Source organism: Variovorax boronicumulans, assembly GCF_030812215.1.
GTDB lineage: Bacteria > Pseudomonadota > Gammaproteobacteria > Burkholderiales > Burkholderiaceae_C > Variovorax > Variovorax boronicumulans_C.
The window spans coordinates 1-16,051 of sequence record NZ_JAUSSG010000009.1; the positions used below are offsets into that span (position 1 = coordinate 1).

Consider the following 16,051-nt stretch of genomic DNA (forward strand, 5'->3'; position numbering starts at 1 on the left):
CTGCTGGTCGCGGTGCTCAGGCCGGACGATGTCGAAGTCGACAGGCTGGAGATGCTGCTCGTCGCCGTGCTCAGGCCGGACGACGTCGAAGTCGACAGGCTACGGATGCTGCTCGTAGCGGTGCTCAGACCAGAGGAAGTCGAGGTCGACAGGCTGTTAATGCTGCTCGTGGCAGTGCTCAGGCCGCTCGACGTCGAGGTCGAGAGACTCGTGATGCTGGTCGATAGGCTGGTGTTGCTGGTGCTCAACTGCGCGACGGTCACCGCGTCCTGCTGTGCCGCGCCATCGGCCAGGTTGGTGATGCGTCGCGTCGGTGTGGCGCCGGACGCACCCACCGAGACTTCCGACGCCGGAGCTGCCGTGCCGGTCATGTAGCCGGCACCGGTTGGCGAAGTCGCGGCGGTGGTCGAGCTCGAACCCAGCGCCACCGAGTCGTTGGTGCGCACCACCGCACCGTTGCCCAAAGCGGTGCCCTTGGTCACGGTGGTCACTGCGCTCAAGGGGGTGCCGCCCGCATCGGCGTTATCGCCGAAGGCCGCGCCGCCGCCGCCCGCACGCGAACCCGTGCCAAAAGCCGTCGAGCCTGTTGCCAACGAACCGGTGCCCATGGCGATCGCATTCACACCTGTGGCCTGGGCACCCTGGCCTATCGCGATGGCACCCGCCTGGGTAGCGTTGGCATTGGAGCCCAAAGCCATCGCATTGGTATTGCTGGCGTTGGCCTGGTCGCCCAGGGCGATGCTGCGCAGGCCCGACGCCTTGCTCTGGTTGCCGATGGCTACCGCGGCGAAATTCGATGCGACGTTGCCCACACCCAGTGCCAGCGAATTGCCGCCGCTGGCGTTGGCAGCATTGCCGAATGCAGAACTCGAACCGCCAGTAGCCCTGGCGGTGACGCCAATCGCCGTGTCCTGCGTCCCCGATGCCAACGCGCCGTTGCCGAGTGCCGTCGCGTCGGTGTTGGCCGCATTGGCGTTGACGCCAATCGCCGTACTGGTTCCGACGCTCGCCTTCGCCCCATTGCCGATGGCGGTGATGCCGCTGCCGCTGCCGGAGGCACTCGCCCCGTCACCGATGGCGAGACCAAAGATGCTGTTGACGCTTGCACCACGTCCGACCGCGATACCCGAGGTGGCCGTCGCGGCCACCGACGACTGCCCGCCGATAGAAATCGAATTGGCCGCAAGGGCTGCCGATCCACCGGAGGCATTGGCGCCAATTGCAGTGGCCCCGTCTCCGGCTGCCTTCGCCGTCCAGCCGAGAGCCATGGAACGGTCTCCAGCAGCGTTCGCTCCAGCACCGACGGCAACACCGCGACTCCCAGAGACAGACGAAACCGCCCCGATCGCCACGCCGTTCTCCGCGCCGTCACCGCTCGATGCGCCGCTGCCGAACACGGCTGAGCTCTTACCGTTGGCGTTCGCGAGAGGGCCGAACGCCACGGCGCCGTTCCTGGCCTGAGCCCCGTTACCAAACGCCGTCGAAGGAGCCAGGTTCGAGCTGTCGCCAATGGCAAGCGCATTGGTGCCGAAAGCCATGTCGTTGCCAAAAACAGCATTGGCGTTGTTGCCGAATGCGGTTGTCCCATTGACGCCGGTCGCCCGGGCACCCACGCCGATCGCAACGTTGTTGAGGCCGCTAGCAAAGCTGTTTTGCCCCAGAGCCATCGCCCCCGCCCCCGACGCGGCATTGGCGTTCTGGCCGATGGCAACGCCAGCATCTGCACCGCTAGCGACAATAGCTTGCCCCCCGATGGCGACCGAATTCGCGCCCAGCGCCCTGGCCGCCGCTGTCCCGCTGGCACCGATGGCTGTCGAACCGACACCGCTTGCAGTTGCACCAGCTCCCACCGCCGTCGCGTAATTACTGGTTGCATTCGCGCCAACACCGATGGCCGAGGAATTGGTGCCGGTAGCACCCCCTTCATTGCCGCCAATAGCCAGGGAATTGGTGCCGCTTGCAACAGCTTGGCCGCCGATCGCCACTGCGTCTTGGGCGGAAGCCTTCGCGCCGGTGCCGATTGCCATGGGATCACCTGCCGCCGTATTGGACAAGGCAGTCGAATTCGCACCGAAGGCAATTGACGATCCGGAGGTCACCGCCACCGCGTTGGCGTTCGCACCAACCGCAATGCTGGTATTTCCGCGCGCACGGGAGTTGAAGCCCATGGCGACGCTGCTGATTCCGGAAGCCTGGGCTTGGTGTCCCACCGCAGTCGCCAGTTGGCCAGCGAGCGCCGCCATGCCCACAGCCGTCCCACCTACACCGGTTACCGTCGTGAATGAGCCGAACAATGTCACGCCGAGGAAGTTGCCACCATTGGCAGAACAACCTGCGACGGTGGACCAGACGCCGCTGCCATCAGTCGGATTGGCGGTCGCTCCATAAGGCGTTGTTCCGTCCGGACCGGTACCGCCGCCAGTCGTGCAACTGCCAACCGGAGGGCCAATGATGATGGCGTTCGCATCCTGCATCACACCAAGCGATGCGATGGCAATCGTCAGGGCGGTGGCTGATGCTGCAAGACGCGAACTGCTTCGCTTTCCTCGGGCAGATGTAACCTCCGATGCTGCTACCCACGCGCCGAGCGACTCGTTCCAGATGCTTCTATAAGACTTGTTCATTGAATTCGCTCGGTTTGCAAGGAGAAGAAATAGATCAACACTTGTGCAGTAGCCGCCATGCCCACTGCCAGATGTCGCGCACAAAGAGAGCGCGCGTTTACAAAGAATGCTGGACTCTACGCAGTCGTTTACATTCTTGGTGCAGCGCAGTAGTCAAAAATTTCGACCAGATGATTTAGTTCACAAAATCTAACGATGGCTTGCTCTGTTGCGATAGCAGCCGTTGCGGACAGGAGACGACATGGGTCGCGCCCCATAAAATCGCAGCCCCTTTCCCCCCGGCCTTTGCCGCTGGCGGGTCGCCCAGGCCGTATTCACAAAATAACCAATGACCCCCAGCACCGGCCTGCGCATCGGCATCACCATCGGCCTCCACCACGAGGCCGAAACCCTCTGGAACAACGGCATCAAGCAAAACGCCGTCTTCCTGGCCGAAGCGCTCAAGCATTGCCCGAGCGTCGCCTCGGTCGTGCTGGTCAACACCACGGCCGTCCCCATCACCCCCGCCCTGCCCTGGGACCAGTCGCGCTGGCCTACCGTGACCTTCGAGGCGGCCAAGGACAGCGTCGACGTGCTGATCGAGCTCGGTGGCCAGATCGACGGCGCGCAGACCGATTACCTGAAGCAGCGCGGCGCGCGGCTCGTGTCGTACTGCTGCGGCTTCGAGTACGTGCACGCCATGGAGTCGATGCTGTTCAACAAGCCGCTCTGGGGCCAGAACCTGTACATCAACCAGCGCTACGACGACATCTGGATGGTTCCGCAGGTCGCCAACATCAGCCAGCCGTTCTTCGAGGTGCTGCGCCGCACCGAGGCGCGCCCCGTGCCTTTCGTCTGGAGCCCGGTGTTCCTCGACGAGCGCAGCCGCGCCCTGCCCGATGCCGGCGTATACCAGCCGCGCAGCGGGCCGCGCCGGCTCAGCGTGATGGAGCCGAACATCAATGTCGTGAAGTTCTGCCTCTATCCGATCCTCGTTGCCGAGCTGTCCTACCGCGCACGGCCCGAGGCCATCGCCCTGCTGCAGGTCACCAACTCCGAACGGATGGCCAAGGAGAACATGGAATTCATCACGCTGATGAACCAGCTCGACCTGGTCCGCCAGCACAAGGCGGTGTTCCTGGGCCGTCACGAAACGCCCGTATTCCTCGCGCAGAACACCGACATCGTGGTCTCCCACCAGTGGGAGAACCCGCTCAACTACTTCTATCTGGAAACCTGCTGGCAGGGCTACCCGCTGGTGCACAACGCCCACCTGTGTGCCGACCTCGGCTACTACTACCAGGGCAACGACGTGGCCGCGGGCAGCGCCCGCGTGCTCGAAGCCATCGACACCCATGATGCGGAGGCCACCGCTTACCGTGAGCGCCAGCGCGGCCTGATCGACCGTTACCTTCCCGGCAACACAGCGGCCACCGAGGTCTACAACCAGCTGCTGCTCGGCTTGATGCAGCGCCCCGCCCGATAAACGGAAACCTTCATGCTTGATCCTTCCGAGCTTCGGCAGTTTTTCCCCGTGGTCGTGTCACCCAGCCACGACGGCAAGTTCTTCCAGAACTATGTGACCTCGCTGCTGAACTTCGCCATCGAGTCCGAACGCGCCGGCATGCGCATGCAGGTGCTGTTCCACCAAGGCGAGAGCCTGGTCACGCGCGCGCGAAACAACTGCGTGGCCCAGTTCCTGGCCAACCCGCAGTGGACGCACCTGTTCTGGATCGACGCCGACATCGGCTTCTCGGCGCAGGCCGCCTTTCGGCTGCTGCTGTCGGGCTACGACATCGCGGCCGGCGTCTACCCGCTCAAGCGCGAGAACTGGCCTGCCGAGGGCGTGCCCGTGGGCACGACGCAGCAGCAGTTCGAAGCCACCTTCACCCGCTACACGGTCAACGCCAAGGCGTCCGAAATCACCTCGCAGGTCGAGCTCGAAGTGCAGCCCGACGGCTTCATGAAGATGACCGAGGCGCCAACCGGCTTCATGGTGATCAAGCGCGCCGTGTTCGAGCGGCTCATGGCGAGCTACCCCGACCTTAACTACGTGCCCGACAGCATCGGCGAGACCGACCGGGGCCTGCACTACCGCTTCTTCGACGTGATGGTCGACCCCGAGACGCGCCGCTACCTGTCGGAAGACTACGGTTTCTGCCGCTTGTGGTCGGGACTGGGCGAGTCGATCTACATCGACGCGAACTCCAACCTGAGCCACCAGGGCGCCAAGATGTACCGCGGCGATTTCGCCAGTTCGCTGCTGACCTCGCTGCCGCACGCGGTGGGCGGCCCCGCCGGTGCGACGATGGTGCTCAAGGGCCAGGAATACCTGACGCCGAATCTCCCTGGCTGAGCAAGCGCAGCGCCCAAGAAAAAGCCCCGTCGAAACGGGGCTTTTTCAATGAGGCTGCCTGATGAAGATCAGGCTGCCGCTGTCTCCGCCACCTTGTAGTCGTCGATCTTGTCGAAGTTCAGGTATTGGTAGATCTGGCTGCTCGATGCATCGAGCACGCCCGTCGCGGCCATGTATTCCTCGCGCGTCGGGATGCGGCCCAGGCGCGAGCAGATCGCGGCCAGTTCGGCCGAGCCGAGGTACACATTCGTGTTCTTGCCCAGGCGGTTCGGGAAGTTGCGGGTGCTGGTCGACATCACCGTCGCGCCTTCGCGCACCTGCGCCTGGTTGCCCATGCACAGCGAGCAGCCCGGCATTTCGGTGCGGGCGCCGGCGTTGCCGAACACGCCGTAGTGGCCTTCTTCGGTGAGCTGCTGCGCATCCATCTTGGTGGGCGGTGCGATCCACAGCTTGACCGGGATGTCGCGCTTGCCTTCGAGCAGCTTCGACGCGGCGCGGAAGTGGCCGATGTTGGTCATGCACGAACCGATGAACACTTCGTCGATCACGGCACCGGCCACGTCGCTCAGCGTCTTCACGTCGTCCGGGTCGTTCGGGCAGGCCACGATGGGTTCGTGGATCTCGGCCAGGTCGATCTCGATGACGGCGGCGTAGTCGGCGTCGGCATCGCCCTTGAGCAGTTGCGGGTCCTTGAGCCAGGCTTCCTGGGCGGCGATGCGGCGGGCCAGCGTGCGGGCATCGGCGTAGCCTTCGGCAATCATCCACTTCATCAGCGTGATGTTGCTGTTGATGTACTCGATGATCGGTTCCTTGTTCAGGTGCACCGTGCAGCCGGCGGCCGAACGTTCGGCCGAGGCGTCGCTCAGTTCGAAGGCTTGCTCCACCTTCAGGTCGGGCAGGCCTTCGATTTCGAGGATGCGGCCCGAGAAGATGTTCTTCTTGCCTTGCTTGGCCACGGTCAGCAGGCCCGACTTGATGGCGTACAGCGGAATCGCGTTGACCAGGTCGCGCAGCGTGACGCCGGGCTGCATCTTGCCCTTGAAGCGCACCAGCACCGATTCGGGCATGTCCAGCGGCATCACGCCGGTGGCGGCCGCGAAGGCCACGAGACCGGAGCCCGCGGGGAAGCTGATGCCGATGGGGAAGCGGGTGTGGCTGTCGCCGCCCGTGCCCACGGTGTCGGGGGTCAGCAGGCGGTTGAGCCAGCTGTGGATCACGCCGTCGCCCGGGCGCAGCGAGACGCCGCCGCGGTTGGCCATGAACTCGGGGAGTTCGTGGTGCATCTTGACGTCGACCTTCTTCGGGTACGCCGCCGTGTGGCAAAACGACTGCATCACGAGGTCTGCCGAGAAGCCCAGGCATGCCAGGTCCTTCAGCTCGTCGCGCGTCATCGGGCCGGTGGTGTCCTGCGAGCCGACCGAGGTCATCTTGGGTTCGCAGTACGTGCCCGGGCGAACGCCGGTGCCTTCGGGCAGGCCGCAGGCGCGGCCGACCATCTTCTGTGCGAGCGAGTAGCCCTTCTTGGTGTCGACCGGGCTCTGCGGCAGGCGGAACAGCGTCGAGACCGGCAGGCCCAGCGCTTCGCGTGCCTTGGCCGTGAGGCCGCGGCCGATGATCAGCGGAATGCGGCCGCCGGCGCGCACTTCGTCGAACAGCACGTCGCTCTTGACGGTGAATTCGGCGATGACCTTGCCGTCCTTCAGCGCCTTGCCGTCGTAGGGACGCAGCTCGACCACGTCGCCCATGTTCATCTGCGTCACGTCGAGCTCGATCGGCAGTGCGCCCGAGTCTTCCATCGTGTTGTAGAAGATCGGCGCGATCTTGCCGCCGAGGCAGACGCCGCCGAAGCGCTTGTTCGGAACGAAGGGAATGTCTTCGCCGGTGAACCACAGCACCGAATTGGTGGCGCTCTTGCGCGACGAACCCGTGCCGACCACGTCGCCGGCATAGGCCACGAGGTGGCCGCGCGCGCGCAGGTCTTCGATGAACTTCACCGGGCCGCGCTTGCCGTCTTCTTCAGGGACGATGCCGGGGCGGGCGTTCTTGTGCATCGCCAGGGCGTGCATCGGGATGTCGGGACGCGTCGTCGCATCGGGTGCGGGCGACAGGTCGTCGGTGTTGATTTCGCCAGCCACCTTGAAGATGCTGACGGTGATGCTCTCGGGCACTTCGGGACGGCTGGTGAACCACTCGGCATCGGCCCAGCTTTGCAGCACGCCCTTGGCGTTGGCATTGCCCTTGTCGGCCTTTTCCTTGACGTCGTGGAACTGGTCGAACATCAACAGGGTTTTCTTCAGGCCCTCGGCCGCCACGGCACCGACTTCGGCGTCGTCCAGCAGGTCGATCATCGGGCTGATGTTGTAGCCGCCGAGCATGGTGCCGAGCAGTTCGGTGGCGCGGGCGCGCGAAAGAAACGCGCTCTTCTCGGTGCCATGCGCCACGGCGGCGAGGTAGCTTGCCTTGACCTTGGCCGCGTCGTCCACGCCGGCGGGCACGCGATAGGTGAGCAGGTCCAGCAGGAAGGCGCCGTCCTTTTCGTTCGCGCTCTTGAGGAGCTCGATCGCTTCAGAGGTCTGCTTCGCGCTCAGGGGCAGCGGCGGGATACCGAGCGCGGCGCGTTCGGCAACATGGTCAACGTAGGCTTGCAACATCTTCTTTTCTCCGGAAACTGACTGGCGGGTGTGCAGCGCGGCAAGCAAGAGCCGCGCCGCATCCCGTGGGGGCTCTTACTTCTTGGCCGGGTCGGCGCCTTCGAAAAGGCTCTTCGGCGGGTTCTTCTTCATTTCTTCGGCAAAGGCGACCTGGGCAGCCGTCTGGCATTCGTCGGCGATGCGCAGGCCAGCCTTCTGGTTCATCAGCATCGACTTGTTGCCCAGCTGGAGCCACATGGCGCCGGCACGCGGGTCTTCGAGGCGGATGGCGCCAGTGCGGCTTTCGACCGGGTGCATGCGGTACTTCAGGCCCTTGGTGGTCACGTTGAAGAAGCCGGGCTTCTTCTCGTCTTCGGTCACGGTCACGTCGGCGCCGAGTTCGCACTGGGCCTTGCCGGTGGACACGCGCTTGGCGACTTCCAGGTCGGCGTCGGTCAGCACGACGTTGGTTTCGTCGGCGATCGGCGTGACCTCCTCGACAGCCTTGGCCGCCTTGCGGGTGACCTGGCGCTTGGGCGGCGCCTTCTTCTTGGCTTCGGTGGACTTGGCGGCCGGCTTGGCGGGCGCCGCGGTCTGTGCCATGGCACCGAACGGCAGAGCCAGGGCCAATGCGGCGATCAGGGCAATTTTCTTCATGTGTGGGTTTCCTTGAGGCTGGGTTCGAAGGTTTCGTTTCAGGAGGCCGCGAATGCAAACCAGGCTTTCGCCTCGGAGGGCAACGCGCGCCCTGTTGCGTGGGCGCGCGTCAGAACCTGCCAGAAGTGGCGGTAGCTCGCGCGGTCGTGCAATGTGCCATCAATTTGTGTCGGAGCCCAATCCGCAGCTGCGGCTTTTGCAATGATTTGTGTAGCAACCTGGATCTGCGCCTCGTCAGGCGCGAAGGCCTCCAGGATGGGGCGGATCTGGTTCGGATGGATGCTCCACATGCGCGTGTAGCCAAATTCGGTGGCGGCCTTGCGGGCCGCGACGCGCATCGCATCGGTGTTGTTGAACTCGGTGACCACGCAGTGCGAGGGCACCTTGCCGTAGGCGTGCGCCGCCGAGGCGATGGCCAGCTTGGCGCGCACTACCAACGGATGGGTGAACTGACCGGCCGCGCCCATACCGTCGGCGGGAATGGCGCCGGCATGCGCCGACACGAAATCCATCAGGCCGAAGCTGAGCGACTGCACGCGCGGATGCGCGGCGATCTCGAAAGCGTTGTGCACCGCCAGGGGCGATTCGATCAGCACGTGCAGCGGCAGCGCCTCGGCGTCGGCCGCTTCGAGCGCGGCAACGGCCTGCAACACGTCGGCCACCGATTCGACCTTGGGCACCATCAGGTGGCTCAGGCGCTGGCCGGCGCGTCCGGCAATGGTGATCACGTCGCCCGCGAAGGCCGGGTGGTCGACCGGGTGCACACGCACACCGACGCGCATGCCGAGCTTCGCCGCCAGCGCCAGTTCGGTAACGAGGGCGGCGTGCTCGGCCTCGCCGCCCACCGGGGCGCCGTCTTCGCAATCGAGGGTGACGTCGAACACGCAGGCGCCGAACTCCTCGGCCATCTCGGCCTGGAGCGCGAGGCTCTTCTTCATGCGCGCTTCGACGCCGCTGTAGTGGTCGCACACAGGCAGCGTCACTGCGCCTGCTTGCGCGCCGAGCAGCACTTCAGCGGGGTGAACGACCTGGGTCATGCCTTCTTACGCCTTCTTCTGCGCCACGATGAACATGCGCGGAAAGGCGAGCAATCGCTTGCCGTCGGTGCGGGCGGGATAGGCCTCGTTCACGCGGCGTTCGTATTCCGCGAGGTAGCTCGCCTGCAGGTCGGGCGGGAGCCGGTCGACGAAGGGTTTCAAGCCCGTACCGCGCACCCATTCGACGATGGAAGCGGCGTCCGCCATGCGGTGCTGGTAGATCGTGTGCCAGACATCGACGTTGGCCGCATGCGGCGCCAAGAGGTCGTAATAACCGCCGAGCGGCAGCAGCTTGGTACGCAGCCGGTCGGCATCGCCGATGGGCTCGGCCCAGGGCGCTTCGGCAGCCAGCGCGCGCATCAGGCGGTGCGTGGGCTCCTGGCGGTTGTCGGGCATCTGGACGGCGAGCACGCCGCCCGGGGCCAGCGCGTCGAACAGGCGCGGGATCAGTGTTTCGTGATCCGGCACCCATTGCAGGGACGCGTTGGCGTAAATGAGATCGGGCGCTTGGTCTTGCGGCGCCCAGGTCGCGATGTCGCTCAACTCGAAGCGCGCGCCGGGCAGGCGCTCGCGCGCGCTGGCCAGCATGGCTTCGGAGTTGTCGGTCCCGAGGGCTTGCGCCTTCGGGAACCGGTTGACCAGCAGCTCGGTGGAGTTGCCCGGCCCGCAACCGAGGTCGACCACGCGGTCGGCTTCGGCCAACGGCACCCGCGCCAGGAGTTCCTGCGCGGGTCGTGTGCGCTCGTCCTCGTAGCGACGGTAGAGCGCGGGGTTCCAGTCGAGCATGCTGCGGGGCCTTGCTTACAGCAGGTGGGCCACGCCGGCGCGTTCGCCTTCGAGTTCTTCGAGGGTCTTGTTGATGCGTTCCTGGCTGAAGGCGTCGATCTCCAGGCCTTCGACCAGCTTGTACTCACCGTTTTCGCAGGTGACCGGGAAGCCGAACATCACGTCCTTCGGAATGCCGTACTGGCCGTCCGACGGGATGCCCATCGTGACCCACTTGCCGTTGGTGCCCAGGGCCCAGTCGCGCATGTGGTCGATGGCAGCGTTGGCAGCCGAGGCAGCCGACGACAGGCCGCGTGCTTCGATGATGGCCGCGCCGCGCTTGCCGACGGTCGGCAGGAAGGTGTTGGCGTTCCATTCCTGGTCGTTGATCATCTTGGCGACGCTTTCGCCATTGATCGTGGCGAAACGGTAGTCGGCGTACATCGTGGGCGAGTGGTTGCCCCAGACGGTGAGCTTTTCGATGTCGGCCACAGCCTTGCCGGTCTTGGCGGCGATCTGGCTGGCGGCACGGTTGTGGTCCAGGCGCAGCATGGCGGTGAAGTTCTTGCGCGGCAGGTCGGGCGCGCTCTTCATGGCGATGTAGGCGTTGGTGTTGGCGGGGTTGCCGACCACCAGAACCTTGACGTTGCGGCTGGCGACGGCGTTGAGAGCCTTGCCTTGTGCCGTGAAGATGGCACCGTTGACGGCCAGCAGTTCGGCGCGTTCCATGCCGGGGCCGCGGGGACGCGAGCCGACCAGGAGGGCGTAGTCAGCATCCTTGAAGGCGGTCATCGGGTCGCCGTGGGCTTCCATGCCGGCCAAGAGCGGGAAGGCGCAATCGTCCAGCTCCATCATCACGCCCTTGAGCGCCTTCTGGGCCTTCTCATCGGGGATTTCGAGCAGTTGCAGGATGACCGGCTGGTCTTTGCCGAGCATTTCGCCGGATGCGATACGGAACAACAGGGCGTAACCGATTTGACCGGCGGCACCGGTAACGGCAACGCGGACGGGCTTTTTGCTCATGGGAAGACTCCAGAAGGTGATGAAACGGGGTCGGCGCTCTCGTGGGGCGCCAAGGTCCGACGGGGGAAACAGTGTCCCGCGGCGCGAGACCGGCCCGCATTTTAAGCCGATTCAATGAGCCTCGTCTTATGTCTTATATAAGATATCCTCGGGGGCGACGCCAAGGCGCACCCCACCGCTGCCATGAACACCCCCACCGCCCTCGACGAGCCCGCGACGCCGTCCTTCAGTCCGCTCTACCAGCAGATCAAGACATTGATCCTGCAGAGCCTGCAGGCGGGCGAGTGGAAGCCCGGCGAACCCATTCCGAGCGAGATGGACCTGGCCGTACGTTTTCGCGTGAGCCAGGGCACGGTGCGCAAGGCCATCGACGAACTCTCGGCCGAAAACCTGGTGGTGCGGCGCCAGGGCAAGGGCACCTTCGTCGCTACGCATGCCGAGCAACATGTGCAGTACCGCTTCCTCAAGCTCGTACCCGATGCCGGCGACCCGAGCATTGAAGGCCCCGCCGAACGGACCATCGTCGACTGCAAGCGCCTGCGCGCATCGGCCGACGTGGCGCGCGCGCTCGGCCTTCGCACCGGCGACGCCGTGCTGCAGGTGCGCCGCGTGCTCGCCTATGCGGGCGTGCCGACCATCCTGGAAGACCTCTGGCTGCCCGGCACGCCCTTCAAGGGACTCACGGCCGAGCGCCTGCGCGCATGGCCCGGCCCGATGTATGCGCTCTTCGAGACCGAGTTCGGCGTGCGCATGGTGCGTGCCGAAGAAAAAATCCGTGCGGTGCTGCCCGATGCGGAGCAAGCTGCGCTGCTCGCGGTGACGTCGCAGATGCCGCTGCTGAGCGTCGAACGCGTGGCGCACACGTACCACGACATGCCGATGGAGTTGCGCCGAGGTCTCTATCGCACCGACACGCACCACTATCGCAACCAGCTCGGCTGACGACGCATCGACATGGACCATCGAACCAACCGCCTCGAAGCACCCGCACAGCGGGAACAACACGCTACGAAGTCAATAGCATCCGACTGCTGCGGTGCGCCGACTCGAGCGCGTTCGATGCGCAATGGTGCATTGCAATAGAATTTTGCGTTGTTTGCATTTCCGCAGAAGAAACAAAAGCGTTCGCTCTCAGAACAAGCCAACAAGTCACAAAGCCACGAAAGCATCCCCTCAATGACAGAGCTTGCAACTCCCCCCCGGCCACCGCGTCGCGAATTCCGAAACATCAACGCGTTCACCGATCTCACGACGTATCGGCTGCCGCCGGCCGGCATCGTGTCGATCCTGCACCGCGTCAGCGGCGTGATCATGTTCCTGCTGCTGCCGTTCATCATCTGGATGTTCGACACCTCGCTCTCATCTGACTATTCGTTCGCCAAATTCAAGGCCGCATTCAACAGCGGCCTTGGTTTCGTTCCGGGATGGTTTTTCAAGCTTGTCGCACTTGCGCTGATCTGGGCCTACCTGCACCACTTCATCGCGGGCCTGCGCCACCTCTGGATGGACGTGAGCCACGCCGCAGTGACCAAGGAATTCGGCCACACCTCGGCCGTGGTCACGCTGGCACTGAGCGTTCTGCTCACCGTGGTGCTCGGCGCCAAGCTGTTCGGCCTGTACTGAGAAGGAGCCCCCCATGTCTGTGAATTACGGCTCCAAGCGCATCGTCGTCGGCGCTCATTACGGTTTGCGCGACTGGCTCAGCCAGCGCATCACGGGCGGCCTGATGGCGCTCTTCACGATCATCCTGCTCGCGCAGATGATCTTCACGCGCGGCCCGATCGGCTACGACCTGTGGGCGGGCATCTTCGCCGCGCAGTGGATGAAGGTGCTGACCTTCTCCGTGATCGTCTCCCTGCTCTATCACGTGTGGGTCGGCATGCGCGACGTGTGGATGGACTACGTCCAGCCCGTCGGCATCCGTCTCGTGCTGCAAATTTTCACCATCGTCTGGCTTGTCGGTTGTGCGGGTTGGGCCATTCAAGTGCTTTGGAAGATCTGACCTGACATCCCCACCATGACCTACACAAAAGAACAAATCACCAAGCGCAAGTTCGACGTCGTGATCGTCGGCGCCGGCGGCTCCGGCATGCGCGCCTCGCTGCAACTGGCACGCGCCGGCCTCAACGTGGCCGTGCTCTCCAAGGTGTTCCCCACGCGTTCGCACACCGTCGCTGCACAAGGCGGCGTGGGCGCGTCGCTCGGCAACATGAGCGAGGACAACTGGCACTACCACTTCTACGACACGATCAAGGGCTCCGACTGGCTCGGCGACCAGGATGCGATCGAGTTCATGTGCCGCGAAGCACCGAAGGTCGTGTACGAGCTCGAGCACTTCGGCATGCCCTTCGACCGCAACCCCGACGGCACGATCTACCAGCGTCCCTTCGGCGGCCACACGGCCAACTACGGCGAGAAGCCCGTGCAGCGCGCCTGCGCCGCGGCCGACCGCACCGGCCACGCGATGCTGCACACGCTCTACCAAAAGAACGTGGAAGCGCGCACCCAGTTCTTCGTCGAATGGATGGCGCTGGACCTCATTCGTGACGACGAAGGCGACGTGGTCGGCGTGACCGCACTCGAAATGGAAACCGGCGACCTGCACATCCTGCAGGCCAAGACCGTGCTGCTCGCCACCGGCGGCGCGGGCCGCATCTTCCAGGCCTCGACCAACGCCTTCATCAATACCGGCGACGGCCTCGGCATGGCGGCGCGCTCGGGCATTCCGCTGCAGGACATGGAGTTCTGGCAGTTCCACCCGACCGGCGTGGCCGGCGCGGGCGTGCTGCTGACCGAAGGCTGCCGTGGCGAAGGCGCCATCCTGCTGAACAGCAACGGCGAACGCTTCATGGAGCGCTATGCGCCCACGCTGAAGGACCTGGCGCCGCGCGACTTCGTCTCGCGCTCGATGGACCAGGAAATCAAGGAAGGCCGAGGCTGCGGTCCCAACAAGGACTACGTGCTGCTCAAGCTCGACCACCTGGGCGCAGACACCATCCACAAGCGCCTGCCCTCGGTGTACGAAATCGGCGTCAACTTCGCCAACGTCGACATCACCAAGGAACCGATTCCCGTGGTGCCGACCATCCACTACCAGATGGGCGGCATCCCGACCAACATCCATGGCCAGGTCGTCATCCAGAAGGGCGAGGACAACAGCGCCGTGGTGAACGGCCTCTACGCGGTGGGCGAATGCTCCTGCGTGAGCGTGCACGGCGCGAACCGCCTGGGCACCAACTCGCTGCTCGACCTCTTGGTGTTCGGCCGCGCGGCCGGCAACCACATCGTCGAGTTCAACGACAAGCTGAAGGAACACAAGGACCTCCCGAAGGATGCGGCCGACCGCACGCTGGAGCGCCTGAACCGCCTCGAATCGGCCACCACCGGCGAGTACGCGCAGGACGTGGCCGGCGAGATCCGCGCCGTCATGCAGCAGCACGCCGCAGTGTTCCGCAAGCAAGCCTCGATGGACGAAGGCGTGGTCAAGATCGCCGCCGTGCGCGAGCGCGTCAATGCCATCGGCCTGAAGGACAAGTCGAAGGTGTTCAACACCGCCCGCATCGAAGCGCTGGAAGTCGACAACCTGATCGAAGTGGCGCAGGCCACGATGGTCTCCGCCGCTGCCCGCAAGGAATGCCGCGGCGCCCACACGGTGGAAGACTACGAACGTCCCGCGGACGATCCGGTCGCACCGCTCGGTCGCGACGACGCCAACTGGATGAAGCACACGCTCTGGTACAGCCAGGACAACCGCCTCTCGTACAAGCCGGTCAAGCTGCAGCCGCTCACGGTGGCCTCGGTTCCGCCGAAGGTCCGCACGTTCTAAGTCACGGCTAACAGTCAGCCAAGTAAAAGCATTCACAAGGTCACTACGATGAAGCGCACATTCCAGATCTACCGCTACGACCCGGACAAGGACGCCAAGCCCTACATGCAGACGGTCGAGATCGAACTCGACGGCCACGAACGCATGCTGCTGGACGCCCTGATGAAGCTCAAGGCGCAAGACCCGACGCTGTCGTTCCGCCGCTCGTGCCGCGAAGGCGTCTGCGGTTCCGACGCGATGAACATCAACGGCAAGAACGGCCTGGCCTGCCTCACCAACATGCTCACGCTCAAGGGCACGATCGTGTTGAAGCCGCTGCCGGGTCTGCCCGTCATTCGCGACCTGATCGTGGACATGACGCAGTTCTTCAAGCAGTACAACTCGATCAAGCCGTACCTGCAGAACGACAACGTGCCGCCCGAAAAGGAACGCCTGCAGTCGCCCGAAGAGCGCGAAGAGCTCAACGGCCTGTACGAGTGCATCCTGTGCGCGAGCTGCTCCACGAGCTGCCCGAGCTTCTGGTGGAACCCCGACAAGTTCGTGGGCCCGGCCGGTCTCCTGCAGGCCTACCGCTTCATCGCCGACAGCCGCGACGAAGCCACCGCCGAGCGCCTGGACAACCTGGAAGACCCGTACCGCCTGTTCCGCTGCCACACGATCATGAACTGCGTCGATGTGTGCCCGAAGAGCCTGAACCCCACCAAGGCCATCGGCAAGATCAAGGAATTGATGGTGCGCCGCGCCATCTGAAGCCATGACCCCCACGTTCGGCACTGACGTGTCCTCTCTGCCCCCCGAGGGGGCCGCGGCCGCCTTGGGAGCGGCCCGGCGGCGGCCGGAGCCGCCCACCGCGGACGCTGGCGAGCCACTCAGCGAACGTGCGCTGAGCAAGCTGAAATGGCGTTGCCGGCGCGGCCTGCTCGAGAACGACCTGTTCATCGCCCGCTTCTTCGAGCGGCACGAATCCCGCATGACCAACGGCCAGGCGGGCGCGATGGAGACATTGATGGACCTGTCGGACAACGACCTCCTCGACCTTTTGCTGCGCAGGAAGGAGCCCGAGCCCGAATGGGCCGGGGCCGAGGTGGTCGCATTGCTGCAATTGATGCGCACCGACGGCGCCCAGCGCCCCGCAATCTCTCCTTCGTCCTGAA

General features: G+C 64.8%; 14 protein-coding genes. 8 read left to right on the top strand and 6 right to left on the bottom strand.

All coding sequences use genetic code 11. The features are described from left to right. Window positions 1–2,624, bottom strand: a 2,624-nt coding sequence (locus tag J2W23_RS22625) for an ESPR-type extended signal peptide-containing protein (protein ID WP_307650337.1), incomplete at its 3' end; no start/stop codon positions are given. 328 nt (window positions 2,625–2,952) lie between these two features. Here J2W23_RS22625 and J2W23_RS22630 point away from each other — a divergent pair. Both J2W23_RS22630 and J2W23_RS22635 read left to right on the top strand, forming a co-directional pair. Further along, window positions 2,953–4,089 carry a DUF2827 domain-containing protein gene (locus J2W23_RS22630; RefSeq protein WP_307650338.1) on the top strand — a complete coding sequence of 379 codons (1,137 nt, stop codon included), beginning with the start codon at window positions 2,953–2,955 and terminating at the stop codon, window positions 4,087–4,089. A gap of 12 nt (window positions 4,090–4,101) precedes the next feature. Next, window positions 4,102–4,959, top strand: coding sequence for a hypothetical protein (locus J2W23_RS22635; protein ID WP_307650339.1), 858 nt, complete (start codon window positions 4,102–4,104; stop codon window positions 4,957–4,959). Between the two features lie 68 nt (window positions 4,960–5,027). Here the strand turns inward: J2W23_RS22635 and J2W23_RS22640 are convergent, their stop codons facing one another. The 5 genes from J2W23_RS22640 to J2W23_RS22660 form a co-directional block, all read right to left on the bottom strand. Then, a complete protein-coding gene (locus J2W23_RS22640; RefSeq protein WP_307650340.1) occupies window positions 5,028–7,610 on the bottom strand; it encodes a bifunctional aconitate hydratase 2/2-methylisocitrate dehydratase in 2,583 nt (860 codons plus the stop codon). Window positions 7,611–7,685: 75 nt separating this feature from the next. Further along, window positions 7,686–8,246 (bottom strand): hypothetical protein, encoded by a 561-nt coding sequence (locus J2W23_RS22645; RefSeq protein ID WP_176661369.1) that lies wholly within the window; start codon window positions 8,244–8,246, stop codon window positions 7,686–7,688. A 38-nt stretch (window positions 8,247–8,284) separates the two neighbouring features. Then, window positions 8,285–9,283 (bottom strand): HpcH/HpaI aldolase/citrate lyase family protein, encoded by a 999-nt coding sequence (locus tag J2W23_RS22650; RefSeq protein WP_307650341.1) that lies wholly within the window; start codon window positions 9,281–9,283, stop codon window positions 8,285–8,287. 6 nt (window positions 9,284–9,289) lie between these two features. Next, complete coding sequence (tam, locus tag J2W23_RS22655; protein WP_307650342.1) at window positions 9,290–10,069, bottom strand: trans-aconitate 2-methyltransferase; 780 nt, start codon at window positions 10,067–10,069, stop codon at window positions 9,290–9,292. Window positions 10,070–10,084: 15 nt separating this feature from the next. After that, window positions 10,085–11,071, bottom strand: a complete 987-nt coding sequence (locus J2W23_RS22660) for a malate dehydrogenase (RefSeq protein ID WP_042578072.1) — start codon at window positions 11,069–11,071, stop codon at window positions 10,085–10,087. Between the two features lie 183 nt (window positions 11,072–11,254). Here J2W23_RS22660 and J2W23_RS22665 point away from each other — a divergent pair, with 183 nt between their 5' ends. The 6 genes from J2W23_RS22665 to J2W23_RS22690 all read left to right on the top strand — a co-directional run bounded on the left by J2W23_RS22665 (window position 11,255) and on the right by J2W23_RS22690 (window position 16,050). Continuing rightward, a complete protein-coding gene (locus J2W23_RS22665) occupies window positions 11,255–12,013 on the top strand; it encodes a GntR family transcriptional regulator (RefSeq protein ID WP_176661373.1) in 759 nt (252 codons plus the stop codon). A gap of 234 nt (window positions 12,014–12,247) precedes the next feature. After that, entirely contained in the window at window positions 12,248–12,694 is a 447-nt protein-coding gene (gene sdhC, locus J2W23_RS22670) for a succinate dehydrogenase, cytochrome b556 subunit (protein ID WP_176661374.1), read from the top strand. A gap of 13 nt (window positions 12,695–12,707) precedes the next feature. Next, complete coding sequence (gene sdhD, locus J2W23_RS22675; protein ID WP_307650343.1) at window positions 12,708–13,073, top strand: succinate dehydrogenase, hydrophobic membrane anchor protein; 366 nt, start codon at window positions 12,708–12,710, stop codon at window positions 13,071–13,073. 15 nt (window positions 13,074–13,088) lie between these two features. Beyond that, the gene (gene sdhA / locus J2W23_RS22680) at window positions 13,089–14,897 is read left to right on the top strand and encodes a succinate dehydrogenase flavoprotein subunit (RefSeq protein ID WP_176661376.1); all 1,809 of its coding nucleotides are present in this window, start codon (window positions 13,089–13,091) and stop codon (window positions 14,895–14,897) included. Window positions 14,898–14,945: 48 nt separating this feature from the next. Beyond that, window positions 14,946–15,647: a succinate dehydrogenase iron-sulfur subunit gene (locus J2W23_RS22685; RefSeq protein WP_042578077.1), complete on the top strand. Its 702-nt coding sequence runs from the start codon at window positions 14,946–14,948 to the stop codon at window positions 15,645–15,647. A 64-nt stretch (window positions 15,648–15,711) separates the two neighbouring features. Then, the gene (locus tag J2W23_RS22690; protein ID WP_307650533.1) at window positions 15,712–16,050 is read left to right on the top strand and encodes an FAD assembly factor SdhE; all 339 of its coding nucleotides are present in this window, start codon (window positions 15,712–15,714) and stop codon (window positions 16,048–16,050) included. The last annotated feature ends 1 nt before the right edge of the window (window position 16,051 follow it).